Source organism: Streptomyces sp. NPDC033966 (assembly GCF_055575955.1).
Genome location: NZ_JBVIRQ010000003.1, coordinates 1 through 26336, shown reverse-complemented (window position 1 = coordinate 26336; position 26336 = coordinate 1). Strand labels below are relative to the sequence as shown.

General features: G+C 73.5%; 29 protein-coding genes. 13 read left to right on the top strand and 16 right to left on the bottom strand.

Annotated features, from left to right (window positions below; translation table 11 throughout):
• The first annotated feature begins 40 nt into the window (after positions 1–40).
• Positions 41–1078 (top strand): DUF8017 domain-containing protein, encoded by a 1038-nt coding sequence (locus ACZ518_RS09165; protein WP_469112383.1) that lies wholly within the window; start codon positions 41–43, stop codon positions 1076–1078.
• Between the two features lie 103 nt (positions 1079–1181).
• Complete coding sequence (locus tag ACZ518_RS09160; protein WP_469112382.1) at positions 1182–2489, top strand: MFS transporter; 1308 nt, start codon at positions 1182–1184, stop codon at positions 2487–2489.
• Here the strand turns inward: ACZ518_RS09160 and ACZ518_RS09155 are convergent.
• From ACZ518_RS09155 to tuf, 3 genes are all read right to left on the bottom strand, one after another.
• Positions 2476–3267 carry a spermidine synthase gene (locus ACZ518_RS09155; RefSeq protein WP_469112933.1) on the bottom strand — a complete coding sequence of 264 codons (792 nt, stop codon included), beginning with the start codon at positions 3265–3267 and terminating at the stop codon, positions 2476–2478. The two genes, ACZ518_RS09160 and ACZ518_RS09155, sit on opposite strands and share 14 nt — an antisense overlap.
• Positions 3268–3334: 67 nt before the next feature.
• A complete protein-coding gene (locus tag ACZ518_RS09150) occupies positions 3335–4177 on the bottom strand; it encodes a patatin-like phospholipase family protein (protein ID WP_469112932.1) in 843 nt (280 codons plus the stop codon).
• Between the two features lie 105 nt (positions 4178–4282).
• A complete protein-coding gene (gene tuf / locus ACZ518_RS09145; protein WP_469112381.1) occupies positions 4283–5467 on the bottom strand; it encodes an elongation factor Tu in 1185 nt (394 codons plus the stop codon).
• A 418-nt stretch (positions 5468–5885) separates the two neighbouring features.
• Here tuf and ACZ518_RS09140 point away from each other — a divergent pair, with 418 nt between their 5' ends.
• The 5 genes from ACZ518_RS09140 (at position 5886) to lnt (ending at position 9953) form a co-directional block, all read left to right on the top strand.
• Positions 5886–6602 (top strand): TVP38/TMEM64 family protein, encoded by a 717-nt coding sequence (locus ACZ518_RS09140; protein WP_469112380.1) that lies wholly within the window; start codon positions 5886–5888, stop codon positions 6600–6602.
• 48 nt (positions 6603–6650) lie between these two features.
• Positions 6651–7529 carry an undecaprenyl-diphosphate phosphatase gene (locus ACZ518_RS09135; protein WP_469112379.1) on the top strand — a complete coding sequence of 293 codons (879 nt, stop codon included), beginning with the start codon at positions 6651–6653 and terminating at the stop codon, positions 7527–7529.
• A gap of 123 nt (positions 7530–7652) precedes the next feature.
• Positions 7653–7820: a hypothetical protein gene (locus ACZ518_RS09130; RefSeq protein WP_469112963.1), complete on the top strand. Its 168-nt coding sequence runs from the start codon at positions 7653–7655 to the stop codon at positions 7818–7820.
• 68 nt (positions 7821–7888) lie between these two features.
• A complete protein-coding gene (locus tag ACZ518_RS09125; RefSeq protein ID WP_469112378.1) occupies positions 7889–8350 on the top strand; it encodes a nuclear transport factor 2 family protein in 462 nt (153 codons plus the stop codon).
• Between the two features lie 58 nt (positions 8351–8408).
• A complete protein-coding gene (gene lnt / locus ACZ518_RS09120; protein ID WP_469112377.1) occupies positions 8409–9953 on the top strand; it encodes an apolipoprotein N-acyltransferase in 1545 nt (514 codons plus the stop codon).
• Here the strand turns inward: lnt and ACZ518_RS09115 are convergent.
• Positions 9892–10803: a Gfo/Idh/MocA family protein gene (locus ACZ518_RS09115; RefSeq protein ID WP_469112376.1), complete on the bottom strand. Its 912-nt coding sequence runs from the start codon at positions 10801–10803 to the stop codon at positions 9892–9894. The genes lnt and ACZ518_RS09115 overlap by 62 nt on opposite strands.
• 84 nt (positions 10804–10887) lie before the next feature.
• Here ACZ518_RS09115 and ACZ518_RS09110 point away from each other — a divergent pair, with 84 nt between their 5' ends.
• Both ACZ518_RS09110 and ACZ518_RS09105 read left to right on the top strand, forming a co-directional pair.
• On the top strand, positions 10888–11409 hold the full coding sequence (locus tag ACZ518_RS09110; protein WP_469112375.1) for a DinB family protein: 522 nt from the start codon (positions 10888–10890) through the stop codon (positions 11407–11409).
• A 108-nt stretch (positions 11410–11517) separates the two neighbouring features.
• Positions 11518–12075, top strand: coding sequence for a hypothetical protein (locus ACZ518_RS09105; protein ID WP_469112374.1), 558 nt, complete (start codon positions 11518–11520; stop codon positions 12073–12075).
• A gap of 77 nt (positions 12076–12152) precedes the next feature.
• Here the strand turns inward: ACZ518_RS09105 and ACZ518_RS09100 are convergent, their stop codons facing one another.
• The 8 genes from ACZ518_RS09100 to ACZ518_RS09065 form a co-directional block, all read right to left on the bottom strand.
• Positions 12153–12722, bottom strand: coding sequence for a hypothetical protein (locus ACZ518_RS09100; RefSeq protein ID WP_469112373.1), 570 nt, complete (start codon positions 12720–12722; stop codon positions 12153–12155).
• Positions 12723–12772: 50 nt separating this feature from the next.
• The gene (locus tag ACZ518_RS09095; protein ID WP_469112931.1) at positions 12773–13441 is read right to left on the bottom strand and encodes a uracil-DNA glycosylase; all 669 of its coding nucleotides are present in this window, start codon (positions 13439–13441) and stop codon (positions 12773–12775) included.
• A 97-nt stretch (positions 13442–13538) separates the two neighbouring features.
• A complete protein-coding gene (locus ACZ518_RS09090; RefSeq protein ID WP_469112372.1) occupies positions 13539–15122 on the bottom strand; it encodes an ABC transporter substrate-binding protein in 1584 nt (527 codons plus the stop codon).
• Positions 15123–15274: 152 nt separating this feature from the next.
• Positions 15275–16036, bottom strand: a complete 762-nt coding sequence (locus tag ACZ518_RS09085) for an SDR family oxidoreductase (protein ID WP_469112371.1) — start codon at positions 16034–16036, stop codon at positions 15275–15277.
• Between the two features lie 27 nt (positions 16037–16063).
• Positions 16064–16825: a 3-oxoacyl-ACP reductase FabG gene (fabG, locus tag ACZ518_RS09080; RefSeq protein ID WP_469112370.1), complete on the bottom strand. Its 762-nt coding sequence runs from the start codon at positions 16823–16825 to the stop codon at positions 16064–16066.
• A gap of 136 nt (positions 16826–16961) precedes the next feature.
• Positions 16962–17345: a DUF3037 domain-containing protein gene (locus tag ACZ518_RS09075; RefSeq protein ID WP_362472697.1), complete on the bottom strand. Its 384-nt coding sequence runs from the start codon at positions 17343–17345 to the stop codon at positions 16962–16964.
• Positions 17342–18187, bottom strand: coding sequence for a HipA family kinase (locus ACZ518_RS09070; RefSeq protein ID WP_469112369.1), 846 nt, complete (start codon positions 18185–18187; stop codon positions 17342–17344). The genes ACZ518_RS09075 and ACZ518_RS09070 overlap by 4 nt, the downstream gene beginning before the upstream one ends.
• Positions 18188–18205: 18 nt before the next feature.
• Positions 18206–18820 carry a cysteine hydrolase family protein gene (locus ACZ518_RS09065; RefSeq protein ID WP_469112368.1) on the bottom strand — a complete coding sequence of 205 codons (615 nt, stop codon included), beginning with the start codon at positions 18818–18820 and terminating at the stop codon, positions 18206–18208.
• 76 nt (positions 18821–18896) lie between these two features.
• Here ACZ518_RS09065 and ACZ518_RS09060 point away from each other — a divergent pair, with 76 nt between their 5' ends.
• Positions 18897–19370, top strand: a complete 474-nt coding sequence (locus ACZ518_RS09060; RefSeq protein WP_469112367.1) for a pyridoxamine 5'-phosphate oxidase family protein — start codon at positions 18897–18899, stop codon at positions 19368–19370.
• 26 nt (positions 19371–19396) lie between these two features.
• Here ACZ518_RS09060 and ACZ518_RS09055 read toward each other — a convergent pair whose 3' ends face one another.
• A complete protein-coding gene (locus tag ACZ518_RS09055; RefSeq protein ID WP_469112366.1) occupies positions 19397–20296 on the bottom strand; it encodes a LysR family transcriptional regulator in 900 nt (299 codons plus the stop codon).
• Between the two features lie 38 nt (positions 20297–20334).
• On the opposite strand from ACZ518_RS09055, the gene ACZ518_RS09050 reads away from it, so the two are divergent.
• Positions 20335–21336 (top strand): DMT family transporter, encoded by a 1002-nt coding sequence (locus tag ACZ518_RS09050; RefSeq protein ID WP_469112365.1) that lies wholly within the window; start codon positions 20335–20337, stop codon positions 21334–21336.
• Between the two features lie 62 nt (positions 21337–21398).
• Here the strand turns inward: ACZ518_RS09050 and ACZ518_RS09045 are convergent, their stop codons facing one another.
• On the bottom strand, positions 21399–22739 hold the full coding sequence (locus ACZ518_RS09045; protein ID WP_469112364.1) for an aminotransferase class I/II-fold pyridoxal phosphate-dependent enzyme: 1341 nt from the start codon (positions 22737–22739) through the stop codon (positions 21399–21401).
• Between the two features lie 28 nt (positions 22740–22767).
• On the opposite strand from ACZ518_RS09045, the gene ACZ518_RS09040 reads away from it, so the two are divergent.
• Positions 22768–23436, top strand: a complete 669-nt coding sequence (locus ACZ518_RS09040) for a pyridoxamine 5'-phosphate oxidase family protein (protein WP_469112363.1) — start codon at positions 22768–22770, stop codon at positions 23434–23436.
• Here ACZ518_RS09040 and ACZ518_RS09035 read toward each other — a convergent pair.
• Together ACZ518_RS09035 and ACZ518_RS09030 are read right to left on the bottom strand one after the other, a co-directional pair.
• Positions 23418–24407, bottom strand: a complete 990-nt coding sequence (locus ACZ518_RS09035) for a DMT family transporter (RefSeq protein WP_469112362.1) — start codon at positions 24405–24407, stop codon at positions 23418–23420. The genes ACZ518_RS09040 and ACZ518_RS09035 overlap by 19 nt on opposite strands.
• Positions 24408–24626: 219 nt before the next feature.
• A complete protein-coding gene (locus tag ACZ518_RS09030) occupies positions 24627–25589 on the bottom strand; it encodes an EamA family transporter (protein ID WP_469112361.1) in 963 nt (320 codons plus the stop codon).
• A gap of 170 nt (positions 25590–25759) precedes the next feature.
• On the opposite strand from ACZ518_RS09030, the gene ACZ518_RS09025 reads away from it, so the two are divergent.
• A complete protein-coding gene (locus ACZ518_RS09025; RefSeq protein WP_469112360.1) occupies positions 25760–26188 on the top strand; it encodes a type II toxin-antitoxin system Rv0910 family toxin in 429 nt (142 codons plus the stop codon).
• Positions 26189–26336: the final 148 nt, after the last annotated feature.

The window sequence follows — 26336 nt, the reverse complement described above, 5'->3', positions numbered from 1 at the left end:
ACGTGGCTCCTGTCGGCCTCTCCCACTATGGTTACCGGCCATGTGGCCAGGACAGCAGCAGCCGCCCGGGGGCGAGCAGAACCCCCAGGACGCGCATCAGAACCCGTACCAGCAGCAGCCGGGACAGCCGAACCCGTACCAGCAGCAGCCCCAGCCGGGATTCGGTGAGCAGCAGCCCGGCTACGGATACCCGCAGGCGGGCTACCAGACCCCGCCCCCGGTCCAGCCGTGGGGCAACGCCCCCCAGCAGCAGCCCCCGGCGCAGCCGTCCGGCGGGAGCCCCTTCTCCACCCGGACCGTGGCCATCGTCGCGGCCTCCGCGGTCGTCGTGACGGCGGCCGCCACCGCCGCCTTCGTACTGACCCGGGACGACAAGGGCACCAACGAGGCCGACGACAAGCCGGCCGCCTCCTCCTCCGCGCCCGTCGCCCCTGTCGCGCCCCCGGCCCCGAGCGGCGCCAACCCGCGCGCGGGCGGCGACGTCAAGCCGGTGATCCCGGGCTGGAAGGTGGTCATCAACCCGAAGCACGGCACCGCCTTCGACATCCCGCCGGAGTGGAACGCACTGGGCTCCGGCGTGATCGCCGGCTTCGAGGACGACACCAAGAAGGACGGCTCCCCGCTCGTCACGTTCTCCGCACCCGCCTATTTCAAGGAGGACTGGTGCAAGGTGGACTCCAACAAGGACGGGCGCGAAGAGACCACCTCCCTGGCCGGTACCGGCACCAAGGGCGGCCAGGGCGCCAAGGACACCGCCGACGCCGCCCGCAACGAGGCCGGCACCTGGGTGTACGCGGGCTACTCGCAGAAGCTGCCGAAGGAGAACGTCAAGATCTCCGAGACCAAGGAGTACACCACCCTCTCCGGTCTCAAGGGGCACGTCGCGACGGCGACCGTGAGCAACGTCCCCAAGGAGAACAAGTGCTCCTCTGACGGCAAGAGCATCGCGTTCAGCTTCAAGAACGCCAAGGGCGACTTCGCCAGCTGGGTCCTCTACGGCGCCGCCGGCGTCCCGGGCGAGGTCGACCAGGCCACCTACGAGAAGATCCTCAGCTCGGTCCGCCTCAGCGGCGGCTGACCCCGGCCCTCCGAGGCACCCACCCCGCACGATCCCCGGGCCGATCATCCGTTTTCCGTTATTTCGTTTGGATTCTCGGCCCGGGGCAGGGGATAGTCCCGGGGTGAGCCCCCGCACCGTCCTCCGGACCCCCCGCCGCCGGCCCGCCTGGGCGGGACGCAACTACAGCCTCCTGACGGGCGCCGCGGTCGTCACCAACCTCGGCAGCCACGGGGCGCTCATCGCGGCCTCCTTCGCCGTGCTCGAAGCGGGCGGCAGCGGCGCCGACGTCGGCCTCGTCGCCGCCGCCCGTACGCTGCCCCTCGTCCTCTTCCTGCTCGTCGGCGGGGCGCTCGCCGACCGGCTGCCACGGCACCACGTGATGGTCGCGGCCAACGCCCTCAACTGCGTCTCGCAGGCGGCCTTCGCCGTGCTCGTACTCGCCGGCGACCCGAAGCTGTGGCAGATGATGCTGCTGACCGCCCTCTGCGGCACCGGCACCGCCTTCTTCAACCCCGCCGCCGAGGGCATGCTCCTGTCCAGCGTCTCCGGCGAGCACGCCAACCGGGCCTTCGCGCTCTTCCGCATGGCCATGAACGGCGCCGGCATCGGCGGCGCGGCCCTCGGCGGCGCGCTGATCGCCGCGATCGGCCCCGGCTGGGTGCTGGCCGTGGACGCGGCGGCCTTCGCGGTCGCGGGCGCCCTGCGCGCCTTCCTCGACGTCGGCCACACCGCCGGGCGGGCCCCGGGCGGGGGCCTGCTGGCCGACCTGCGCGAGGGCTGGGTGGAGTTCCGGACCCGGCCCTGGCTGTGGAGCATCGTGCTCCAGTTCTCCGTGGTCGTCGCCGTCGTGGGCGCGGCGGAGGCGGTGTACGGGCCCCTCGTCGCCCGAGACCGGCTGGGCGGGCCGGCCCCGTGGGGCGTGGCCCTGGCCTTCTTCGGCGCGGGCACCATCGCCGGAGCGGTCCTGATGATGGTGTGGAAGCCGCGCCGGCTGCTGCTGGTCGGCACCCTGTGCGTGTTCCCGCTGGCGCTGCCGTCGGCGGGACTGGCGGTGCCGCTGCCCGTCTGGGGGCTGTGCGCCGTGATGTTCTTCAGCGGCGCCGCCATCGAGGTGTTCGGCGTGAACTGGATGACCACGATGCACCAGGAGATCCCCGAGGAGAAGTTCTCCCGGGTCTCCGCCTACGACTGGTTCGGCTCGGTGTCCATGCTGCCGCTCGCCACCGCCCTGGCCGGTCCGGCCGAGACCGCCTTCGGCCGCACCCAGGCCCTGTGGGGCTGCGCTGCGCTGGTGGTCGCCGCCACCGCCCTGGTCCTCTTCGTCCCGGAGGTACGCCGCATCACCCGCAAGCCGCCGCCCGTGAAGGGCTCCGCCCCGGCCCCGGCCCCGGCGGAGGCCGCCGGGGCCGCCGGGATCACCCCAGGCTGAAGGCCCCCTCCGGCGGGGCCGGCGAGGAGACCGCGTCCGCGTCGGCGACCGGACGCGCCCCGCGCATGAACCGGGCGAGCCCCTCCCCCGACTCCACCCGGGCGGGGAAGGCGTCGGCGGCGCACCGCCGGGCCAGCGCGGCCAGCGGCAGCGGGGCGTCCGAGGCCAGCAGCACCGCGTTGCCGAAGCGCCGCCCGCGCAGCACCCCGGGCTCGGCGACGAGGGCCAGCTCCGCGAACGCGGCCGCGAAGTTGGCCAGCTGGGCCTTGAGGAAGCCGAACGGCGCCCCGTCGGCCAGGTTCGCCGCGTACAGCCCGCCGGGCCTCAGCACCCGCGCCGCCTGCCGCGCGTACTCCACCGAGGTCAGCTGGGCCGGCACCCGCGAGCCCCCGAACACGTCGGCGAACAGCACGTCCGCGCTCGCTTCCGGGGCGGCCTCCAGCCAGGCCCGCGCGTCGGCGGCGTGCACCGTCACCCGGGCCCCGGCGGCCAGCGGCAGGTGCAGCTCCACCAGCTCCACGAGGGCGGCGTCGAACTCGACCACGTCCTGCCGGGACCCCGGGCGGACGGCCGCGGCGTAGCGCGGGAGGGTGAGCGCGCCGCCGCCCAGGTGCAGCAGGTCCAGGGCGGCCCCCGGCTCCGCCGCGCAGTCCAGTACGTGCGCGAGGCGGCGTACGTACTCGAACTCCAGGTGCTCGGGCTCGTCGAGGTCCACGTAGGACTGGGGCGCCCCGTCCACGGTGAGCAGCCAGGCGCGCTCCCGGTCCACGTCCGGCATCAGCTTGGCGGTGCCCTGGCCCACTTCCCGGATCACCGGGATCTGTTCGTCGCTCACCCCACCATTGTCAGGCCGCCCAGACGGCCGCCGCGTCGGCCGTGTGCTCCGCGGCCTGCGCGAGCCCGGCGCGGGCGGCGGGGTCGCGCCGCGCGGGGTCCAGGACGTTGCGCCCGAAGGCCTTGCGGGCCCCCGGGGACGGGGTGATCAGCAGCACCCGGGCGCCGGCCGCCCGCAGCCGGGCCGCCTGGGAGGCGGGCGAGGGGATCAGGGCGGATCCGAGCGCGATCGGCGCGAGGATCACCACGCGCGCGTATCCGGCCGCGAGGTCGGCGTTGGTCGCCGAGCGGACCCCGCCGTCGATGAAGCGGCGCCCGCCGACCGTCACCGGCGGCCAGACGCCCGGTACGGCGCAGCTCGCGGCGACGGCGTCGACGAGCCCGGCCCCGCTCTCCCGGTCGAAGTCGGCCGGGGCCCCGCTGAGCGCGTCGACGGCGGTGACGACGAGCCGGCGCTCGGGCCAGTCGTGCGACACGAGCCGCGCCGCCAGCACCTCGCGCCGCGCCGCCTCCGCGCCGGTCTCCGCGGCCAGGGCGAAGGCGCCGACGCGGCGGCGGTACGCGGCGGCGTCCCGGGAGCGCACCATCGCGAGGGCGTGGCGGGCGAAGACCCCGGCGCCGAGCCGGGCCGGGCGCTCCCCGCTCGCGTCGCCGAGCTGGCGCTCGTACAGCTCGCGGGCGGTGAGGCCCGAGGTGAGCTGGGCCCCGACCACGGAGCCGGCCGAGGTGCCGACGACCAGGTCGGCGGTGGTCAGGTCGACCCCGGCCCGGGCGAGCCCGTACAGGATCCCGGACTCCCAGCCGACGCCGGTCAGGCCTCCGCCGCCGAGCACCAGTGCCGTTTCGCCGCCCATGTCGGCCCCTCTTCCCTCGCGTCCGCGCACGCCGGTGTTGGTGGTGGTGACGGCAGTCTGACGCAACCGGACCGCCGTCACCACGGCGGGGTACCGCCCACGGGCTCAGCCGAGGACGGCGGTCACCGTGCCCGCGCCGACCGTGCGGCCGCCCTCGCGGATGGCGAAGCCGAGGCCCGCCTCCAGGGGGACGTCGCGGCCCAGCTCGACGGTCATGGTGACCGTCTCCCCGGGCCGCGCCACGCCGGCCTCGCCCAGGTCCACATCCCCGACCACGTCGGCGGTGCGGATGTAGAACTGCGGCCGGTACCCGGAGGAGAAGGCGGTCCTGCGCCCGCCCTCCCGCGCGGAGAGCACGTACACCCGCGCGGTGAACCGCCGGCTCGGCTGCACGCTCCCGGGGAGGGCCACCACGTCCCCACGGCGCACCATTTCCCGGTGCACCCCGCGCAGCAGCAGGGCGACGTTGTCCCCGGCCTCGGCGGACTCCATCGGCTTGCCGAAGGTCTCCAGCCCGGTGACGACCACGTGCTCCAACGGCTCGTCCTCGCCTCCGAGCACGCTCACCCGGTCGCCGAACCGGATGGTGCCGCGCTCGACGGCGCCGGTCACGACGGTGCCCCGGCCCGTGATGGTCAGGACGTTCTCGACCGGCATCAGGAACGGCGCGTCCGTGTACCGCACCGGCATCGGCACGTACGTGTCCACCGCGTCGAGCAGCGCCTCGATCGCCCCGGTCCACTGCGGGTCGCCCTCCAGCGCACCGAGCCCGGAGACCCGTACGACCGGAGCGGAGTCCCCGCCGTAGCCGTGCGCGGAGAGCAGGTCGCGGACCTCCAGCTCGACCAGGTCGGTCAGCTCGGGGTCACCGGCGTCGGCCTTGTTCAGGGCCACCACGATGTGGTCCACCCCGACCTGCCGGGCGAGCAGGACGTGCTCGGCGGTCTGGGGCATGACCCCGTCGAGGGCGGACACGACGAGGATCGCCCCGTCGAGCTGGGCCGCGCCCGTGACCATGTTCTTGATGTAGTCGGCGTGGCCGGGCATGTCGACGTGGGCGTAGTGCCTGGTGTCGGTCTCGTACTCGACGTGCGTGAGGTTGATGGTGATGCCGCGGCGGGCCTCCTCGGGGGCCCGGTCGATGCGGTCGAACGGCACGAAGGAGGCTCCGCCGCGCTCGGCGAGGACCTTGGTGATGGCGGCGGTGAGGGTGGTCTTGCCGTGGTCGACGTGGCCCATGGTGCCGATGTTGAGGTGCGGCTTGGTGCGGGTGAAGGCCGTCTTGGCCATGATCTCTTCCCGTGGCTCGAAGCTGGAACGGGACCCCTGGATTCAGCCGACCCTCCCCCTGCGGGGTCCGCCGGACGATCCGGGAAGGGTCAGCTTCGTGCGCCGTCGGACGCGGCGAAGGCGAATGCCTCGAACGCCTCGGAGGCGGTGGGTGCCTCGGTTGCGGCGGAGAGGAGAGCGGCAGCCTTCGGCGCGTCCGCGACTGCGGACGGCGCTGCGGGGAAGGCGTACCGGGACATGCACCGGATCCTGCCGGAGGGACCGGGCCGCGTCGAACGAATTAATGTCCCCGCGGGCCGGAACGGCGTCCGGGGCGGGCGGGGGCGTGGCCGGGACGGTGCCCGGATGAGGCCGGGACGGTGCCCGGATGAGGCCTGGATTACGGCGGGGCGCCATATGTGTCGGTTAGTCTCCCGGGATGTCCCTCCTCCTCGCGCCGATGGCCCGGCTGGCGCTGCTCGTCGTGCTGCTGGTCGCGGCCGGGGTCTGCGTACTGCTCTACGAGCCCCAGCGGCTGCTGTCGCAGGGCTGGCCGCCGGGACTGCCGGTGGGTACGGGAGTACTGCTGTTCGCGGGCGCGTACGGCGTGTGCACGACCGCGTTCGTGCCCCGGCCACTGCTCAACCTCGCCGCCGGGGCGGTCTTCGGATCCCAGTTCGGGCTGGTGGCGGCCGTCGGCGGCACCGTGGCCGGGGCCGGGCTCGCCTTCGGGCTGGGCCGGGTCATGGGACAGCAGGCATTGCGTCCGTACCTGCGCGGGCGCTGGCTGGAGGCGGCCGACGGCCAGCTGAGCCGGCACGGCTTCCGCTCGATGCTGGCGATCCGGATCTTTCCCGGGGTGCCCTTCGCCGCGGCCAACTACCTCGCCGCCGTCTCCCGCTGCGGCTGGCTCCCCTTCCTCCTCGCGACGGCGCTCGGGACGGTCCCCAACACCGCCGCGTACGTGATCGCCGGGGCCAGCGCCTCCTCCCCCGGATCGCCCGCGTTCCTGGTCTCGTTCGGCTTCATCGCGGTCTCCGGGACCGTCGCGGCGGCGGTCGCCTGGCGCAAGCGGCACCGGCTGGCACCCCCCGCCGCGCCGGAGCCCGCCCTCGGGCACCCCCCAGTGGTCACGGCGGCTCCCCACGGGCCCTAGCATCGGACCCGAACTGCCCGACGATCACAAGGACGAGCGCACCCCGACATGAGCTGGTTCGAATCCCTAATCCTCGGTCTCGTCCAGGGTCTTACGGAGTTCCTCCCGATCTCCTCCAGCGCCCACCTTCGGCTGACCGCGGCTTTCGCCGGCTGGCACGATCCGGGTGCGGCCTTCACGGCCATCACCCAGATCGGCACCGAGGCCGCCGTGCTGATCTACTTCCGCAAGGACATCGGCCGGATCATCTCCACCTGGTTCCGCTCCCTGTTCACCAAGGCGCTGCGCTCCGAACAGGACGCCAAGATGGGCTGGCTGGTCATCGTCGGCTCGATCCCGATCGGCGTCCTCGGCGTGGCGTTCAAGGACCAGATCACCGGCCCCGCCCGTGACCTGCGGCTGACCGCGACCACCCTGATCGTGATGGGCCTCGTCCTCGGCTTCGCCGACTGGCTGGCCTCGCGCGACGAGGAGGGCGGCCGGCACCGTGTGGTCAAGCAGCGCAAGACGCTCGGGGAACTGGGCGTCAAGGACGGCCTGGTCTTCGGTCTGTGCCAGGCGATGGCCCTGGTCCCGGGTGTCTCCCGGTCCGGTGCGACGATCTCCGGCGGTCTGCTGCTGGGCTTCACCCGCGAGGCGGCGGCCCGGTACTCCTTCCTCCTGGCCATCCCGGCGGTGCTGGCCTCCGGCGCGTTCGAGATCAAGGACGTGGTCGAGAACCCCGGGCACATCTTCTGGGGTCCGACGATCTTCGCCACGGTGCTCGCCTTCTTCGTCGGCTACGTGGTCATCGCGTGGTTCATGAAGTTCATCTCCAGCAAGAGCTTCATGCCGTTCGTGATCTACCGGATCCTGCTCGGCATCGCACTGTTCGTGCTCATCGGCATGGACGTGCTCAGCCCGCACGCGGGTGAGTCGGGCTCCTAGGGCCGGCCGGCCCATGGCCTGAACTCGACGCGGGGGCCGCCCGGGAACGTTCCCGGGCGGCCCCCGCGTCGTTGTGCCCGAAGAGACCTGAAGCCGAACAGCAGGGGGTGTCCCATGGGCCGCGTGGTACTCGAGCGTTTTCCGGCGGGAAGTCCGAGGGGGAGCTGGCCCGCGGAGGAGTACGCGGCACAGCGGATGCGCGAGGGGGTGCCGGCGGAGGTGGTGATGGACCTGGCCACCGACGCGTTCCTGGTCGTGATCCGGCAACGGGAGGCGTGTTCCGGTCACTGATCCGCGCCGTGCGGATCAGTGACCGCACGCCCCTTGGCCTCGTCGCCCGGCAGCCCCACACTGACCCGATGACGCAGCGTGTGGACTTGGCGACGGTGATGGACCGTCTCGCCATCGACGAGGTGGTCTCGGGGTACGCGGCGGCCGTCGACGACGGGGACTGGGCCGCCTACCGGGCCCTGTTCACGCCCGCCGGACGGGCCGACTACAGCTCGGCGGGCGGGGTCGAGGGCCCGGCCGCGGAGGTCGCCGACTGGCTCGCGGAGACCATGGGGCTCTTCCCGGTGCGCCAGCACCTGATCGTCAACCGGGTGATCCGGCTGGAGGACCGGGGCGGCTACCCCGGGGACTCGGCGGAGGTCCGGGCGGACTTCCTGAACCCGATGCGGCTGGCCGGCCCCGACGACGCGGGCACGGCCCCCAACTTCGTCGCCGCCGGGCGCTACTCCTTCGCCCTCGCCCGCACCCCGGACGGCTGGCGGCTCACGGGGGTCACGGTGCACGAGAAGTGGCGCCACCTGTCGGCCTGAGCCGCCCCCGGGCCGCGCCCGGCCGGGGGCGGTCCCACACTGGAAGCGGAGGCGCGTGATGCTGCTCGCGAAGCGGACCCGGTGGCGGCGTGCGGCGGCCGCGGTGGCCGCCGGGGCGTTGCCCTGCCTCGCCTTCCCGACGCCGGGGCTGTGGTGGTCCGCGTACGTCGCCCTCGTGCCCTGGATGCTGCTGCTGCGCTCCGCCCCCACAGGGCGGCGCGCCGCGCTGGAGGGCTGGCTCGGCGGTGCGGGCTTCATCGTGGCGGTGCACCACTGGCTGCTGCCGAGCCTGCACGTGTTCCTGCTCCCCCTCGCGGTGCTGCTGGGGCTGCTCTGGATCCCCTGGGCCCTGCTGGTGCGGGAGTTGCTCGGCGGGGTGCCGGGCCGGGGCCGGGCGGCGGCCGGGCTGGTCCTCGTACCGGCCGGCTGGCTGCTCTCGGAGCTGGCCCGGTCCTGGCAGGGGCTGGGCGGGCCGTGGGGGCTGCTCGGGGCCAGTCAGTGGCAGGTGCCGCCGGCGCTGCGGCTGGCCTCGGTGGGCGGGGTCTGGCTGGTGAGCCTGCTGGTGGTGGCGGTGAACTGCGCGGTGGTGCTGCTGGTGGCGGTGCCGGGGGCGCGGGTTCCGGCGGTGGCGTCGGTGGCGGGGTGCGCCGTGCTGACCGGGGTGGTGTGGCTGTGGCTGCCGCGCCCCGAGGTGTCGGGCGGGCTGCGGGTGGCCGTCGTACAGCCGGGCCCGGTGGGCGGGGCGGACGGTGCGGAGCGGCGGTTCGACACCGGGGAGCGCCTCACGCGGGCCCTGGCGGGGACGCACCCCGACCTGGTGGTGTGGGGCGAGAGCAGTGTCGGCGCGGACCTGGCGGCACGGCCCGACCTGTCCCGGCGGCTGGCGGCCCTGTCGGCGGAGCTGGGCGCCCCGCTGCTGGTCAACGTGGACGCCCGGCGCGCGGACCGGCCCGGGATATACAAGAGTTCGGTGCTGGTCGGCCCCCAGGGCCCGACCGGCGACCGGTACGACAAGATGCGGCTGGTCCCCTTCGGCGAGTACGTACCGGCCCGCTCGGTGCTGGGCTGGGCCACCTCGGTCGGCAAGGCGGCGGGCGAGGACCGGATGCGCGGCGCGGCCCCGGTGGTGATGGACCTGGCCGGCGGGGTGCGGCTGGGCCCGCTGGTGTGCTTCGAGTCGGCCTTCCCGGACATGAGCCGGCACCTGGTCCGCGAGGGGGCGGGGGTGCTGGTCGCGCAGTCGGCGACCTCGACCTTCCAGGACAGCTGGGCACCGGCCCAGCACGCCTCCCTGGCGGCCCTGCGCGCCGCCGAGACGGGCCGCCCGGTGGTGCACGCGACGCTGACCGGCGTGAGCACGGTGTTCGGGCCGTCGGGGGGCCGGATCGGGCCCGCCCTGCCCACCTCCGCGAGCACGGGGGCCCTGTACGAGGTGCCGCTGGCCCGGGGCACGACCCCCTTCGTCCGCTTCGGGAACTGGCCCGCCGGTGCCTCCCTGGCCGCGCTGGGGCTGTACTGCGCGGCCAGGGGGCTTCAGGCGGTCAGGCTCGGGAGGCCTGCTCCAGAGCCGTCAGCACCACCCGCTCGCACAGCTCGTGGGTGAGCAGGGCGTCCCGGGCACTGAGCACCTTGCCGCTCTCCACGGCCTCCAGGAAGGTGTCCACGGCCTGCTCGATGCCGCGCTGGCGTGCGACGGAGACCCAGTCCCCGCGGCGGCGCACGGTGGGCTGGCCCCGGTGGTCGACGACCTCCGCGAGGTTGGACACCTGGCGCTTGGAGTCCTGGCCGGACACCTCCAGGACCTCCTCGGCGGACCCGGACCGCCGGTTCATGATCCCCAGGGCGGTGAAGCCCTCGCCGGACATCTGGAGCACCACCTGGGACATCAGCCCCTCGCGCACCACGGCCCGGACGTCGATGTGGTCGGCCTCGCCGGGAAGCAGGAAGCGCAGGGTGTCGACGACGTGGATGAAGTCGTCCAGGACCAGGGTGCGGGGGTCCTCGGGCAGCCCGACCCGGTTCTTCTGCATGACGATCAGGTCGCGCGGGTGGTCGGCGCACAGCGTGTAGCCGGGCGCGTGGCGGCGGTTGAAGCCGACGAAGAGACCGACCCCGAGCTCCTCCGCGCGTTCCACCAGGCGCCGCGAGTCGGCCAGCTCGTAGGCCAGCGGCTTGTCCACGTAGGTCGCCACGCCCGCGTCCAGCAGCCGCTCCACGATCACCGGGTGGGTGTCCGTCGGGGCGTGCACGAAGGCGGCGTCGAGGCCTTCGGCGAGCAGGGAGTCCAGCGTGGTGTGGCGGCGCTCCGGCGGTACGCGGTGGACGTCGCCGATCCGTTCGAGGGTGGCCGGGGTACGGGTCTGCAGGTGCAGCTCGATCCCGGGGCGGGTGCTGAGGACGGGCAGGTACGCCTTCTGCGCGATGTCGCCGAGTCCGATGACGCCGACCTTCACCGGGAGCCTCCTGGTATGTGCCGTATGGGACAGCGGCAGCTTAATCCCTGGTGGGAGGGGGCGCGTTCGTCCAGGATGTGGACCATGGACTCCAACGGATCGCACCGCCCCGAACCCTCCACCACCGCCGGCGAGCGGGAGATGCTGGACGGCTGGCTCGACTACCACCGTTCCACCCTCGCCTGGAAGTGCGAGGGCCTCTCCGAGGAGCAGCTGCGCCTCACCCCGCTCGCTCCCTCGGGGCTGAGCCTGATGGGCCTGGTGCGGCACATGGCGGAGGTGGAGCGGTACTGGTTCCGGGAGATCAGCCTCGGCGCGGACCTGCCCGACCTGTACAGCACCCGGGAAAACCGGGACGGCGACTTCGAGTTCACCGACCGGGACACCTGGGCCTCGGCCGAGCAGGTCTGGCTGACCGAGGTCGACCTGGCCCGGAAGGCGGCCGCGGACCGCTCCCTGGACGCGCTGTCCGACGCCGTGAGCCACCACCGCGGGGAGGTCTTCAGCCTGCGCTGGATCTACACCCACATGATCGAGGAGTACGCCCGCCACAACGGGCACGCGGACCTGCTGCGCGAGCACATCGACGGCGCCACCGGCGAGTAGCCGGGCCCGGTCGGGTGTCCGCCGGACACCCCCTCCCCGTCACCCGTGCGGGGTGAATATCGGCTCAGGGTTTTCGCAACGGGGTGCTCGCACAGCAGAGTTGCGCGGGTGCATCCAACCCGAACCTCGACGAAGCTGCTCCTCGGAGCCGCCTGTGCCGTCTCGGCCGTCTCCGGCTGCGTGAACGTCAACCCCGCGCGGACGGGCCCGGAGGCGGCCCCCGCCGGCGGGCCGCCGCCCCGGCACGAGCCGCGCGGCGGGCCGGGGGCGCTGCCCGTGGTGGTCCAGGCGCCCGCCCTGGAGGCACTGAAGGCGGTGCCCCGGGAGGGCGCGCGCCCGTCGGCCGCGACGGCGGCGGGCCGGGGCACGGCGCGCTCGGTGCCCGGGCCGCGCACCGAGGCCGCGGAGGCCGCGGTGGCCGCCCCCGGGGTGCCCGGCATCCCGGTGCCGGCGCAGCCGGGCGGGCCCGGCGAGGGGGGCCCGCAGGGCCGTGCGCACGCCTCGGGGCGGCAGCCGGAGCTGCCGCCCGGGCTGGCGCGGGAGCTGCCGGTCCGGCCGGCGGACGTGTGCGCGCTGGGCCGCCGGCACGGGAACTGGGACCCGGACGGCCCGGAGGCCCGGATCTGCGCGGGCGTCGAGGGCGCCGAAGGTGCCGGAGGCGGCTGAAGCGCGACGGGCGCCCCCAGGGGTCTCCGCGAAGTGGCTCCGTCCGCCCGCGGGGCAGGAGGGCCCTTGCGGCCTGGCTAGGACTGCTCGGGGAACGGCCGGGGCCCCGGGCCCGGCTCCGCCGCCAGCCGGCGCTCCAGGCGGGCGATGGCGGCCCGTACGCCGTTCCCGTACCCGTCGTCGGACAGTGCTCCGGTGGCCGCCCGGGCCCGCGCCAGGTGGAGCCGGGCCTCGTCGGGCCGGCGCAGCTTGGCGTAGTCGGCGGCGAGGCTGAGGTGCAGCGACGGGTAGAAGACGCGCACGGCCGGGTGCGGCTCGGGCCGCCCGCCGACTGCCTCCCCGGGCCGCTCGCCGAGGCAGTCGGCGGCGGTCAGCGCCCGCAGGTCCCAGGCCAGTTCGTCGGCGGGGTCGTCCTGGGCGTCGGCCAGGTAGTGCGCGAGGGTGCAGCGGTGGAGCGAGTCGCCGTCCTCACCGATCTCGGACCAGATGGCGCCGAGCCGGTTCCGGGCCTCCTCGCGGTCTCCGGCGTGCAGCAGGATGACGGCCTGGCCGATCCTGGTCATGACGGCGTCCTCCGACGCCTCCTGCTGCTGCTCCCTCAAAGGGGCCTCCGGCTCGCTCCGCCGGACCTGGTCCGGTCCGGTCATCAAGAAGCTAGCCGGAGGCACCGGCTCTGGCGCCGAGGCGCGGTGTGGTGTCAGCCCAGGTCCGGGATCCGCCAGTCGATCGGCTCATGCCCCTGGGCGGCGACGGCCTCGTTGATCTGCGTGAAGGGCCGGGAGCCGAAGAACTTCTTCGCCGACAGCGGCGAGGGGTGGGCGCCCTTGACGATCACGTGCCGCTCCTCGTCGATGAGCGGGATCTTCTTCTGGGCGTAGGCGCCCCAGAGCACGAAGACGACCGGGTCGGGGCGCTCGGAGACGGCGCGGATCACCGCGTCGGTGAACTTCTCCCAGCCCTTGCCCTTGTGGGAGTTGGGCTCGGCCTCGCGGACGGTGAGGACGGCGTTGAGCAGCAGGACGCCCTGCTCGGCCCACGGCATCAGGTACCCGTTGTCCGGGACCGGCAGGCCGAGCTCCTCCTTCATCTCCTTGTAGATGTTGCGCAGCGAGGGCGGGGTCTTGACCCCGGGCCGCACGGAGAAGCACAGGCCGTGTCCCTGGCCGGCGCCGTGGTAGGGGTCCTGGCCGAGGACCAGGACCTTCACCTTGTCGAACGGCGTGGCCTCCAGGGCCGCGAAGACCTGCTCGCGGGGCGGGTAGACCGGCCCGTTCGCCCGCTCCTTCTCGACGAACTCGGTGAGTTCCTTGAAGTAGGGCTGGTCCAGCTCCCCGCCGAGGACGGGGAGCCAGGACTCGGGCAGCATCTGGGTCACGTCGACAACCTCCGGTACAAGTTCGTGCAACTGCTCTGAACCTACCCGGGACCACTGACAACGCCGCCACCCGGGCGCCGCCCGGAGATCACCAGCTGGTCTTGCGGCGCAGCTCCCACATCTGCATGGCGGTCTGCGGGTCCAGGGCCCGCTCGGCGCCGGCGATGTCCTCGCGCGCCCCGACGTACAGCTTGCCCTGCCACAGCGGCAGCAGTCGGACGTCCTGGGCGAAGATCTGCTGGGCCGCCTCGAACTCCCTGACGCCCGCGGACCGGTCGCCCTCGCGGCGGGACTTGGGCAGCAGCTCGTTCAGGATCTGCGCCGGCTCGTACGGGGTGCCGACCGCGTTCTCCTTGCCGACGAACGGCGCGATGAAGTTGTCGGGGTCCGGGAAGTCCGGGAACCAGCCTCGGCCGAAGACCGGGTACTGGCCCTTCTGGTAGCCCTCCTGGAAGGTCTTCCACGGCTGGCCGCGCAGGTTGATCTTGAAGAGGTCGCTCTCGTCGAGCTGGCGCTTGATCTCGGTGAACTCGTCGGCCGTGGAGGCGCCGTAGCGGTCGGTGGTGTACCAGAAGGTCAGCTCCACCTTCTGGGTGATCCCGGCGGTCGTGAGGATCTTCTTGGCCTTGGCGACGTCGGGGTTGCCGTACATGTCGTAGAACGGCGTCTTGTGGCCCACCACACCCTTGGGGACCATCGAGTAGAGCGGCTCGGCAGTGCCCTGGTAGACCTTGGAGACGATCGCGCCGCGGTCGATGACCTGGGCGATCGCCTGGCGCACGGCCTGCTTGTTGACCTGCGGGTCGTTCGGGTTGAAGACCAGGTAGCGGATCTCGGCGCCGACGTTCTCCACGACCTGCACGCCCTGGGCGTGCGAGGCGGGGGTCTGGAGGTCCTTGATCTCCGCGGCCGAGAGGCCTCGGTAGGTGGCGTCGATCTCCTTGTCCTTGAGGGCCGCGATCATCTTCTTCGAGTCGGAGAAGTAGCGGATCGTCACGCCGTCGTTCTGGCGGTTGGCGAAGCCGGTGTAGCTCTCGTTGCGGCCGAGGACCGCCTCGCCGCCCTCCGTGTACGAGGTGAGGACGTAGGGGCCGGAGCCAATGACCTTGTTGTCGTCGCGGACCTTGTTGGCCGGGTACTCCTTCGGCGCGACCAGGGAGGCCGCCGGGGAGCCCAGGACGTACGGGAAGGTCGCGTCGGGGGTCTTCAGGTGGAAGACGACCGTGAGCGCGTCCGGCGCCTCGATCTTGTCGAGGCTGTTGAAGAGCCCGGCGGGACCGGACATGTGGTTGATCGTCTTGATCCGGTCGAGGGAGTGCTTGACCGCCTTGGCGTCCAGCACCTCGCCGTCGGAGAACTTCAGGCCCTTGCGCAGGACGCAGCGGTACGCGGTGTTCGCCGAGTCGGTGAACTCGCAGCTCTGGGCCGCGTCGGGCTGGGGCTTGGTGCTGCCCGTGGGGAAGGCCAGCAGGGTCTGGTAGACGTTGCGGTACAGCTCCCAGGAGCCGTCCCAGGCCGCCGCCGGGTCGAGGGTGCTGGGCGCGCTCATGGTGCCGACGGTGATGCGCTTCGAGGCGGCGTCACCGTCGTCCGAGAACAGGCCGCATCCTGCGAGCAGGGATATGGACGCAACGGCCGCAGCGATCTGCAGGCATCTGGTCCGGTTGAACACGTGCACGCTCCTCGATCAGCCAGGGGTGCGGCAGACCCTACCGCAGTGCCTCACAAATCCAATGGGTAGGTTTCGTGAGGCACTTGACCGATTTCGGCCCGATTCGATACGCATTTGCCTCCTGTTTGGAGGCAAATGCGTCCGGATATCGGTCAGTGCACACCGGCATTGAGGAACATTCCCCCGTCGACGACGAGAGTTTGTCCGGTGATCCATTCCGCTTGTGCAGATGTCAGGAATGCGGCGGCTCCGCCGATGTCCTCCGGGACCCCGAGCCGGCCGAGCGGGTAGGCGGCCGCGGCCTCCTGCTCCCGGCCCTCGTAGAGCGCCTGCGCGAACCTGGTCTTGACCACCGCCGGGGCGATCGCGTTCACCCGCACCCCCGGCGCCATCTCGTGCGCGAGCTGGAGGGTCAGGTTGATCATCGCGGCCTTGCTCATCCCGTACGCCCCGATGAAGGGCGAGGCGGAGACCCCGGCGATGGAGGCGATGTTCACGATCGCCCCGCCGTGGTCCTTCTGCCAGGCGTGCCAGGTCCGCTGGGCGAAGCCGAGCGCCGAGATCACGTTGGTCTCGAAGACCTTGCGCGCCACCCCGAGGTCCAGGTCGGCGATCGGCCCGAAGACCGGATTGGTGCCCGCGTTGTTCACCAGGAAGTCGACGCGTCCGAAGGCCTCCATCGCGCGCTCCACGGCGAGGGCCTGGTGGGCCTCGTCGTGCGCCTTCCCGGCCACCCCGATCACCCGGTCCGCGCCGAGCCGCTCCACGGCCTCCTTGAGCGCGTCCTCGTTGCGCCCGGTGATCACGACCCGGTCACCCCGGGCGACCAGCGCCTCGGCGATCCCGTAGCCGATGCCCCGGCTCGCCCCGGTGACCAGGGCGACCTTGCCGCTGTCGATACCGTTGTCCGTCATGTCGTACGCCCGCCTCTCGTGGGACCGTCAGTTGAGCGGGCCGCCGGCCACGTACAGGACCTGGCCGGAGACGAAGCCGGCGTCCTCACCCGTGAAGAAGGCGATGGCGTTGGCGATGTCGTCCGGACGGCCCACGCGCTGGACCGGGATCTGGGAGGCGGCGGCCAGCTGGAACTCCTCGAAGCCCATGCCGACGCGGGCCGCGGTCTGCGCGGTCATCTCGGTCACGATGAAGCCCGGGGCGACGGCGTTGGCGGTGACGCCGAACTTGCCGAGTTCGATCGCCAGGGTCTTGGTGAAGCCCTGCAGGCCGGCCTTGGCAGCGGCGTAGTTGGCCTGGCCGCGGTTGCCGAGCGCCGAACTGCTGGAGAGGTTCACGACGCGGCCGAACTTGGCCTCCACCATGTACTTCTGACAGGCCCTCGCCATCAGGAACGCACCGCGCAGGTGCACGTTCATGACGGTGTCCCAGTCGGTGTCGCTCATCTTGAAGAGCAGGTTGTCGCGGAGCACGCCCGCGTTGTTGACGAGGACCGTCGGGGCGCCGAGCGTGCCGGCGACCCGCTCGACGGCCGCCTCCACCTGGGCCGCGTCGGAGACGTCGCAGCCGACCGCGAGGGCCCTGCCGCCGGCCGCCGTGATCGCCTCGACGGTGTCCTTGCAGGCCGCCTCGTCGAGGTCGAGCACGGCGACCGCCCGGCCTTCGGCGGCCAGCCGGATCGCGGTGGCCGCGCCGATGCCCCGGGCCGCCCCGGTCACGATGGCGACGCGCTGCTCGGTGGTGGACATGCTGTTCTCCTCGCCCTTGAGAAACGGCCGCCCGGAGGTGAGCAACCGCTTAGTAGCCTCAGCTGAGGAGACGCTAGGAGCCCTGACACCCCGTGTCAACGGCTCCCGGCGGTGGCGGCGCGGAGCCGCCCGGAAATCAGCGGACCAGCAGCTCCAGCAGGCGTTCCACCTCGGCGGCGGGATCGGCGGTCAGGCCGGTGTGCACCGGTCCCGGCTGCACCACCGTGCTGCGGGGGGCGATCAGCCAGCGGAACCTGCGCCCCGCGTCGTCGCCCGCCGCCTGCCCGGCCTCCTCGCCGCCCGCGCACAGCCCCTCGACCCCGCGCAGCGCGGCCCGCACCCCGGCCACGTCGGCCCCGGGGTCCAGGGCGAGGAGCTTCGCCTCGTCGAGGTGGGTGCGCGCGGCGACGTAGGAGTGCGCCCGGCAGTAGACGATGACTCCGGCGTTGAAGCACTCGCCGCGCTCCATCCGGGGCACCACGCGCACCAGCGCGTATTCGAACACGTCCCGCTTGGTCACTCGTCGCCGCTCTTCTGCTTGTTCTTGTCCGACTGGGGAGGTAGGCGCTCGGCGAGCCAGCCCGGCGGACCGGACCGCTGCCTGACCTCGGCCTCCATGGTGATCCTCTCGTGGATCGTGGCGGCGCGCGGCAGCAGCGCGTCCACATAGGCGCGGCGCACCGCGTCGGTGGAGTCGAAGCCAGGCTCGTCGACGAGCCACTCGTCGGGGACGTCGGCGGTGACTTCGGTGAGCAGTTCCTCGGTCACCCGCGGGGCCAGCTCGGCGGCGGCCGCCGCGATGTCCGGGCCGACGGGGGCCAGGACGTGGTCCGAGGCGTTGTAGGGCTTGGCCGCGGCGGCCTGGGCGGTGGGCCAGTTGTGGTGCCAGATCATGGTGGCGCCGTGGTCGATGAGCCACAGGTCCCCGTGCCAGACCAGCATGTTCGGATTGCGCCAGGACCGGTCGACGTTGTTGATCAGCGCGTCGAACCAGACGACGCGCCCCGCCTCGACCGGGTCGGTCCGGTAGGCGAGGGGGTCGAAGCCGATCGAGCCGGGCAGGTAGTCCATGCCGAGGTTGAGCCCGCCGCTGGCCTTGAGCAGCTCCTGGACCTCCTGGTCGGGCTCGCCGAGCCCGATGACGGGGTCGAGCTGCATCTGCACCAGCCGCGGGACGCGCAGCCCCAGCCGCTGGGCGAGGCGCCCGCAGACCACTTCGGCGACCAGGGTCTTGCGTCCCTGGCCGGCTCCGGTGAATTTCATGACGTAGGTCCCGAGATCGTCGGCCTCGACGATCCCCGGGAGCGAGCCGCCCTCACGCAAGGGCGTGACGTAGCGGGTCGCGATCACTTCGGACAGCATCCGCCCAGGTTACGGGGGTCAGCGCGGCGGAGCCCACTCGTTGAGGAGGGCTTCGGCCGTGGTGACGGCGGCCACCAGTGCGAGGGAGTTGCGGATCACCTCGGCGGTGCAGGACGCGGGCACCCCGGCGATGGCGTCGGACGGGACCACCACCTCGTAGCCGAGGTTGACGGCGTCGAAGACGGTGTTCGGGATCGCGATGTTCGAGGAGACCCCGGTGACGACGAGGGTGCGGACCCCGAGGTTGCGCAGCAGGGCGTCCAGGTCGGTGCCGGCCATCGGGGAGAGCCCGTGCAGCCGGCGGACCACCAGGTCCCGCCCGTCCACGGTGACGGGGGCCGCGACCCGCACCGCGTCGCTGCCGGTCAGCTGCCGTACGGGCAGTTTCCCTGCGGCCCGGAAGAGCCGTGCGTTGGTGTTGGCCCCGAGCCCGTCGGGCCGGCGCTCGGCGACCGCGTGCACGACCTGTACGCCGGCCCCGCGCGCGGCGTCGACGAGCGCGGCCACCCGGTCCAGCATTCCGGAGTCCCGCGCCTCCTTGGCCAGTTCGGGCAGGGCGCTCGTCTCGCCCACCACGCCGTTCTGGCACTCCACGGTGAGCAGCGCGGTGGTGGCTGGATCGAGTTCCGGCATGACTCCCCCTGGCGTGCCGACGGAAGAGCACGCATGATTCCTGACACACAGTCAGATGTGAAGGGGTGCGGGACGGATGGACGGGACGGACGCGCGGACGGCGCAGCGGCGGGGCCGGCGGATCATGATGAGCGACAAGGAGGTGGACGCGTTCCTGCGGGAGCGGCGCACCTGCCGGGTGGCCACGGTCTCCCCGGACGGGCGCCCGCACGTCGGTGCCCTGTGGTTCGTCTGGGACGGCACCTCGCTGTGGCTGTACTCGATCACCCGCAGCCGCCGCTGGGCCGACCTGAGGGCCGACCCGCGGATCTCGGTCGTGGTGGACGCCGGGGAGGAGTACGGGGAACTGCGCGGGGTCGAGCTGTCCGGCCGCGCGGTCTTCGTGGGCGAGGCGCCGCGCACCGGCGAGCCCTGCCCGGAGCTGCTGGAGCCGGAACGGCTCTTCCCCGTGAAGAACTTCGGGATCGAGGAGATGCCGCACGACGGCCGCCACGCCTGGATCCGGCTCACCCCGGAATCGGTGGTGTCCTGGGACTTCCGCAAGATGTGACCGGGCCCCGCCTGGTCCCCACGGCACTAGGCCGCCGCGGCCGCCTCCTGGAGGGCCGCGACGGCGGCCCTGATGGAGGGCCGGCGGCCCGCCTCCGTCCGCCAGACGACGTACACGTGGCGGCGGACCGTGTCGACCGCCGGCAGCAGCCGCACCCCGGGCGGCACCGGCCCTCGGCCCAGCCGGGGCGTCACGCACACGCCCAGCCCGGCCTCCACGAAGGCCAGCTGGGTGTGGTGCTCCTCGGCGATGTGCGCGATGCGCGGCTCGACCCCGATGCCGCGCAGGGTGAACACCAGCCACTCGTGACAGAACTGACCCTCGTTCCACGAGATCCAGTCGTCGTCGGCGAGGTCCCCGAGGGAGATCTCGGCGCGCCCGGCCAGCGGGTGCCCCGCGGGGACCGCGATGTCGGCGGCGTCGTCCAGGAGGTGGGCCCGGGACAGCTCGGCCGGCACCGGCATCCGCTTGTTGTGCCAGTCGATGGCCAGTGCCATGTCCAGGTCGCCGCGCACGACGGCGGCCATGCTCTCCTCGGGCTCCCGCTCCCGCACCAGGGCCCGGAGTTCGGGATGGCCGGCCCGCAGAGTGCCGAGGGCGCGGGGCAGCAGCCCCCGCATGGCGGTGGGGAAGGCCCCGATCCGCAACTCCCCGACCGCACAGCCCCGCTGGGCCTCCACGTCGGCCTGCGCGAGCTCCACCTGGGAGATGATCCGGGCGGCGTGGTCGGCGAGCAGCCGCCCGGCGTCCGTGAGCCGGACCCCGCGCCCGTTCTTGGCGAGCAGCGGCTGGCCGATCTCCCGCTCCAGCTTGGCCATCTGCTGGGAGACCGCCGATGTGGTCACATGGAGGCCGCCCGCCGCACCGCTGACCGAGCCGTGGCGGGCGAGGGCGTCGAGGGTGCGCAGGCGCTCCAGGTTCAACATGTAAGTGATGCTACGCCTTCCGTCGAAGGAACTCTCGCTTGTCCTACGAGGTCGGGCGCAGCAGAGTGAAGCGCATGAGCGCACCGACCACCTCCCGCCCCACCGTCCACTCCGCCGTACGGCAGCCGGCCCGCCGCGGCACCGGCGGTGCCGCCCGCCTGGACTGGCGCCTGCGGTTCGCCGTCCTCTCGGTGGTGTGGGGCTTCAGCTTCCTCCTGATCAAGGTGGGCACCGACGCGTTCGCTCCCTTCCAGGTCGCCCTCGGCCGGGTGTCCTTCGGGGCGCTCGCCCTCCTCGTGGTGCTGCTGGTGCGCCGGGAGCCGCTCCCGCGCGGCCGGCGCGCCTGGGGCCACCTCACGGTGGCCGCGCTCCTGCTGAACACGATCCCGTTCTCGCTCTTCGCCTACGCCGAGCAGAGCATCCCCTCCAGCCTGGCGGGCATCTGCAACGCCACCTCCCCGCTGTGGGGCATGGCGCTCTCGCTGGTGGCGCTGTCCGAGGACCGCCCCACGCGGCGCCGGTTCGCGGGTCTGGGGGTCGGCTTCCTGGGTGTCCTGACGGTGCTCGGCGCCTGGCAGGGCTTCGCGGGCATCGACGCCAAGGGAACCGCGCTGGCCCTGCTGGCCGCGCTCTGCTACCCGATCGGCTGGATCTACGTCCGCCGCACCCTGGCCGGCACCCCCGGCTCCCCGGTGGCGCTCACCGGGGCCCAGCTGATGGTCTCCACCGTCCAGCTGGCGGCCGTCAGCGCGCTCTTCACCTCGGCTCCGGCCGGCTTCCCGCTGTGGCCGACGCTCGCGGTGGTCGCGCTGGGCGCCCTGGGTACGGGAATGGCCCTGCAGATGCAGTACGGGCTGGTGGCCGAGATCGGGCCGACCACCGCGCAGATGGTCACGTACTTCATCCCGGTCATCGCCACCACCGCCGGCGTCCTGGTCCTGGGCGAGCAGCTCCACTGGAACACCCCGGTCGGCGCGGCGATCGTCCTCGCGGGCGCGGCCCTGACCCAGACCCGGTCCGCCCCGCGCAAGACCGCCTGACCGGCCCGGCCCCCGTACGCCGGCCCGCCCCCGCCGCACTCCGCGGCGGGGGCGGGCGCGTCTCAGTCGAAGCGGCCACCCGCCGTCGGGCGGACCGCGGCGGCCACCGCTTCGGCCAGGCCCACGACCTCCGCCGGGTCCAGGGCGGAGACGGTGATCCGCACCCCGGGGCCCGCCTGGACCCGGTAGCCGGCCCCGGGGCGGACCGCCCAGCCGGCCGCCAGCAGCCGGGTGACCACCGTCGTCTCGTCGGCGACCGGCACCCACACGTTCATGCCGCTCCGCCCGTGTGCCCGTACGCCCCGCTCCGCGAGCGCGGCGACCAGGCCGTCCCGGCGCAGCCCGTACGAGCGCGCCACGGCCCGCCGGTCCACGGCGCCGGAGGTCCACAGCTCGACCACGGCGTACTGGAGCAGCCGGCTCACCCACCCCGGGCCCAGCCGCTGCCGGCCCCGGACCCGGTCCGTCGTCACCTCGTCACCCGTGAGCACCGCGAGCCGCAGGTCCGGTCCGTACGCCTTGGCCGTCGAGCGGATATGCGCCCAGTGCCGGGTCACCCCGCCGAGCGTGCACAGCGGCAGGTCGACGATCCCGTGGCCGTGGTCGTCCTCGATGAGCAGCACCTCAGGACGGCCGGCCAGCAGCTCCCTGAGCTCCGCCGCCCGGGACGCGGAGACGGCGGCGCCGGTCGGGTTCTGCGCACGGGCCGTCACCACCAGGGCCCGTGCCCCCTCCGCCAGCGCCCGGGCCACCGATTCCGGCACCGGCCCCTCGTCGTCGACGGCCACCGGGACCACGCGCAGGCCGAGGGCGGGGGCCAGGTCCAGCACGCTCCCCCAGCCCGGGTCCTCGACGGCCACCGCGTCCCCGGCCCGCAGGTGCGCGGCCAGCACGCGCTCGATGCCGTCCAGCGCCCCCGAGGTCACCGCCAGGGCCCCGGCCGGGACCCCGTCGGCCTCGAAGCCGGCGCGGGCGAGCCGGGCGAGGTCCGGGAGCACCGGGTCCTGCCCGTACAGGGTCGGGGCGTGGGCGTACCGCCGGGCGGCGGCGGCCAGCGCCCCGTCCAGCGGGGGCAGCAGCGACAGGTCGGGGTTGCCCTGGGCGACGTCGCGTACGCCCGCCGGCACCGGCATGCGGCCCACGTCGCGCGGCGCGGTCGCCGGGCGGGACCGCACCCGGCTGCCGCGCCGCCCGTCGGTCTCGATGACCCCGCGTTCGCGCAGGGTGCGGTAGGCGGCGGCCACGGTGTTGGGGTTCACCCCCAGCGCGGCCGCGAGCTCCCGCATCGGCGGGAGCAGCGCCCCCGGGGCGAGCGCGCCCGATCCGACTCCCGTCTCGACACTGGCCGCGATGTCCGATGCGCGACGCCCACTGATCAGATACTCTCCTAGCACAAATGACATTATGCACTAGTGCAATGGAGTACGCACCATGAGCGCCACCACCGTCGCCGACTACGAGCCCACCGACCGCACCGTCCCGAGCCGCGCCCGCCAGCGGGCGCGCTACGACCGCGAGACGGTGCACTCGATACTCGACCAGGCCTACCTGTGCCACCTCGGGTTCGTCCGCGACGGCGCGCCGGTGGTCCTCCCCACGCTGTACGGCCGGGTGGGCGAGACCCTCTACGTGCACGGCTCCACCGGCTCGCGCCCGCTGCTGGCCGCCGGGAAGGCCGACCCGGGCCTCGCGGTCTGCCTCACGGTGACGCACGTCGACGGCCTGGTGCTGGCCAGGTCGGCCTTCCACCACTCGATGAACTACCGCTCGGTGGTCGTGCACGGCACCGCCTACCAGGTCACCGACGAGGAGGAGTGCCGGATCGCGCTGGACGCCCTGGTCGACCAGGTCGTCCCCGGCCGCTCGGCCGACTCCCGGCCCGCCAACGCCAAGGAGCTGGCGGCCACGGCGGTGATCCGGCTCGACCTGAACGAGGTGTCCGCGAAGGTCCGCACGGGCGGTCCGAACGACGACGCCGAGGACCTGGACCTGCCCCACTGGTCGGGCGTGGTCCCGGTGGCACCGGCGTACGGGACCCCCGTCCCGGCCGCCGGCCTGGCCCCCGACATCGCCGTCCCCGGCTACATCAGAGCGCTCTGAGGTTCCTGGGCGGGCCGGTCCTGCGGCCCGCCGCCGGCCCCGCGGCGCACCCCGCCCGCGGGCCGGCGCGCCTCGGCCGCGATCAGCGCCCCCACGGCCGCCAGCAGCAGTACGGTGCCCAGCACCACCGCGCCGGTCAGCCGCTCCCCGAGCACCGCGACGGCGATCACCGCCGCGCTGACCGGCTCGATCAGCATGACCACCGACACCGTCGCGGCGCGCACCGCCGCCGCCCCGGTGAAGTACAGCGCGTACGCGAGCGCCGTCGGCACCACGGCCACGTACACCAGCAGCCAGAGCACCCGCGCCGGCTCGGCGGTGTGCGGCAGCAGCCCCTCCACCGCCGCGAGCGGCAGCAGGCACACCGCGCCCACCGCCACCGACCACGCGGTGGTGACCAGCGGGTCCCCGCCCGCCCCGCGCCGCCCGAGCCACCGCGCCCGCAGCGTCATCGCCGCGTACCCGGCGGCCGACAGCAGCGCCCAGCCGACCCCGAGCGGCCGCACCTCACCGCCCCCGGAGCCCAGCACCAGTACGGCCAGCCCCGCCAGGGCACCGCCGACGGCGGCCGCCCCGCCCCGGCCCAGCCGCTCGCCCATCCAGTACCGGCCGCCCAGCGCGATCAGCACGGGCCCCGCCCCGAGGGTGACCACGGTGCCGACCGCCAGGCCGGTCTCGCGCACGGCCCCGAAGTAGGAGGCCTGGAAAAGGGTGAACATCAGCCCGGTGGCGATCAGCGAGGCCGCCGACGGCCGGGCGGGCCGGGCCGCCCGCGCGGGACGGCGGCGCACGGCGAGCACCGCGAGCAGCACCGCCAGCCCGCCGGCGCAGCGCCAGAAGGAGAGGGCGAGCGGACCGAGGTCACTGGCGAGGAAGAGGAGGGAGGCGGCCGCCCCGGCGGTGCCCCAGGCGGCTCCGGCGACGACGAGGTACAGCAGGTTGCGCCCGGCGGCGGGCGAGTGGTTCGACACGTGTTTCTCCGCGCATGCGTGAAGGACGAGGACAGGAGGTCATCGCTTCGCGGGCAGCGCGTACCGGCCCGGGAACTCCCCGGGCGGGTGTTCGTTCTGGTGGCAGCCGCCCGCGCTAGGCGGCAGGAGGCGGAAGCACGGTCGGATGCATGATCGGCACCCTACCCGCCGGCCGCCGCCCGGACCAGCGCAATCCGCAGTGCCGCCGCCCTCCTGCACTCACGCGCTGGTCGACTCCCGGTCGGGCACCGGGACCGGCGCCTCCGACCCCACCACGGGCGCCGGCCGGGAGGACTGCGCGATGAAGGCGCCGCCGAGCACCAGCGCGCCGCCCAGCACCTGGGGGCCGGAGAGCTGCTCGCCGAGCAGCACCCAGGCCAGTACGGTGGCGACGACCGCCTCCAGACAGGCCACCACGCCCGCGACCTGCGGCGAGAGCTTGCGCACCGAGACCACGCCGGTCAGGTACGCGAACACGGTGGCGACCAGCACCACCCAGCCCAGCAGGGCCGGCGCCGGGACCCGGAGGTCGCCCATGGCGGCGTACCCGCTCAGCACCTGCCAGTCCATCTGCCAGGGGCGGGCGATCACGGTCATCACCAGGGCGCCGACGATCATGCCGTGCGCGATCACGCCCAGCGGGTCCGGCGCGTCCTCCGCGTCCGCTCCCTGGTCCGCGAAGACGAAGTAGAAGGCCTGGCAGCAGGCGGCCGCGAGACCGAGGAGCACCCCGAACAGGTCCAGGCTCAGCCCGGCCCAGATCTCGACCACGCAGGCCAGCCCGACGACGGCCACCGCCGCCCCGGCCGCGGCCGCGCGGGTCACGGGCTTGCGCTGCACGAAGCGGATGTAGCCGAGCAGCAGGGCGGGACCGAGGTACTCCAGCAGCAGGGCCACGCCCACCGGGATCCGGGACAGGGAGGCGAAGTAGAAGGCCTGCACGCCCGCCACGGCGACCAGCCCGAAGCCGGCCAGCAGCAGGGGCTTGCGCACTACCAGGGACCGGTGCCGCCAGGCCAGCGGGGACAGCACCAGGGCCGCCCCGGCCACCCTGAGCCACACCATGTGCAGCGGGTCCAGACCCGCCTCGATCAGCGGCTTCGCCGCGACACCCGAACCGCCGAACGCGCATGCCGAGACGAGGGCGAGGCCCAGTCCGGCGTTCTTCCCTGACGCTTGCATCCGGCCATCATGGCAGGGCCGGACAGGAGCGTCATCCGCGAGACACCTGTTGAGACACACCCGAGATCATCCGGCCCGGCACCCCCTTACCTGACAGGTCGTCAGTCTTGTATGTTCCGCCCGCCGGGGCTACCTTCCGCCGCACGTACCCGACGAGAAGGGGTGGACGCATGGCTGAAGTCACCGCGGAATCACGCATCGAGGCGCCCGCCGCGAAGCTCTGGGCCCAGTTGACGGACTGGGACGCGTACGGGCAGTGGAGCATGACCCACACCGACTTCCCGAAGGGCGGCCCCGAGACCCTCGCGGTCGGATCCACCTTCAGCGAGAACATGAAGATGATGGGGTTCCCCGCCGAGGTCCTGTGGACCGTCTCGGAACTGGAGGAGCAGCGCGTCTTCGCCATCACCGGCAAGGGGCCGATGGGCGTCGCGGTGCTCACCCGCTACACCCTGACCGCCGACGGCGGGGCCACGAGGGTCCGCATCGACGGCGAGTTCACGGGCGCCGCCGTCTCGCTGATGGCGGGCAAGCTCAAGGACTCCGCGACGGCCGCGCTGAACGAGTCCCTGCGCAAGCTGGCCGGCCTGGTCGCCTGACCCGGCCCGCACGCACGAAGAGGCGCGCCCCGCGAGTGCACTCGCGGGGCGCGCCTGCGTGTTACCCACCCAGCCGCCCCCCCCCCACACCCCCACCCCCCCCCCCTTCTTTTCCCCCCGGACCCCGCCCACCTTCTTTCCGGCCGCC

Excerpts from the sequence above, each read along its gene's own strand:
- ACZ518_RS09165 (WP_469112383.1), top strand. The coding sequence starts at position 41 with ATGTGGCCAGGACAGCAGCAGCCGCCCGGGGGCGAGCAGAACCCCCAG.
- ACZ518_RS09155 (WP_469112933.1), bottom strand. The coding sequence starts at position 3,267 with ATGCCGGACGTGGACCGGGAGCGCGCCTGGCTGCTCACCGTGGACGGG.
- ACZ518_RS09150 (WP_469112932.1), bottom strand. The coding sequence starts at position 4,177 with ATGGGCGGCGAAACGGCACTGGTGCTCGGCGGCGGAGGCCTGACCGGC.
- tuf (WP_469112381.1), bottom strand. The coding sequence starts at position 5,467 with ATGGCCAAGACGGCCTTCACCCGCACCAAGCCGCACCTCAACATCGGC.
- ACZ518_RS09140 (WP_469112380.1), top strand. The coding sequence starts at position 5,886 with ATGTCCCTCCTCCTCGCGCCGATGGCCCGGCTGGCGCTGCTCGTCGTG.
- ACZ518_RS09135 (WP_469112379.1), top strand. The coding sequence starts at position 6,651 with ATGAGCTGGTTCGAATCCCTAATCCTCGGTCTCGTCCAGGGTCTTACG.
- ACZ518_RS09125 (WP_469112378.1), top strand. The coding sequence starts at position 7,889 with ATGACGCAGCGTGTGGACTTGGCGACGGTGATGGACCGTCTCGCCATC.
- lnt (WP_469112377.1), top strand. The coding sequence starts at position 8,409 with ATGCTGCTCGCGAAGCGGACCCGGTGGCGGCGTGCGGCGGCCGCGGTG.
- ACZ518_RS09110 (WP_469112375.1), top strand. The coding sequence starts at position 10,888 with ATGGACTCCAACGGATCGCACCGCCCCGAACCCTCCACCACCGCCGGC.
- ACZ518_RS09100 (WP_469112373.1), bottom strand. The coding sequence starts at position 12,722 with ATGACCGGACCGGACCAGGTCCGGCGGAGCGAGCCGGAGGCCCCTTTG.
- ACZ518_RS09095 (WP_469112931.1), bottom strand. The coding sequence starts at position 13,441 with ATGCTGCCCGAGTCCTGGCTCCCCGTCCTCGGCGGGGAGCTGGACCAG.
- ACZ518_RS09085 (WP_469112371.1), bottom strand. The coding sequence starts at position 16,036 with ATGACGGACAACGGTATCGACAGCGGCAAGGTCGCCCTGGTCACCGGG.
- fabG (WP_469112370.1), bottom strand. The coding sequence starts at position 16,825 with ATGTCCACCACCGAGCAGCGCGTCGCCATCGTGACCGGGGCGGCCCGG.
- ACZ518_RS09070 (WP_469112369.1), bottom strand. The coding sequence starts at position 18,187 with ATGCTGTCCGAAGTGATCGCGACCCGCTACGTCACGCCCTTGCGTGAG.
- ACZ518_RS09065 (WP_469112368.1), bottom strand. The coding sequence starts at position 18,820 with ATGCCGGAACTCGATCCAGCCACCACCGCGCTGCTCACCGTGGAGTGC.
- ACZ518_RS09060 (WP_469112367.1), top strand. The coding sequence starts at position 18,897 with ATGGACGGGACGGACGCGCGGACGGCGCAGCGGCGGGGCCGGCGGATC.
- ACZ518_RS09055 (WP_469112366.1), bottom strand. The coding sequence starts at position 20,296 with ATGTTGAACCTGGAGCGCCTGCGCACCCTCGACGCCCTCGCCCGCCAC.
- ACZ518_RS09045 (WP_469112364.1), bottom strand. The coding sequence starts at position 22,739 with ATGTCATTTGTGCTAGGAGAGTATCTGATCAGTGGGCGTCGCGCATCG.
- ACZ518_RS09040 (WP_469112363.1), top strand. The coding sequence starts at position 22,768 with ATGAGCGCCACCACCGTCGCCGACTACGAGCCCACCGACCGCACCGTC.
- ACZ518_RS09030 (WP_469112361.1), bottom strand. The coding sequence starts at position 25,589 with ATGCAAGCGTCAGGGAAGAACGCCGGACTGGGCCTCGCCCTCGTCTCG.
- ACZ518_RS09025 (WP_469112360.1), top strand. The coding sequence starts at position 25,760 with ATGGCTGAAGTCACCGCGGAATCACGCATCGAGGCGCCCGCCGCGAAG.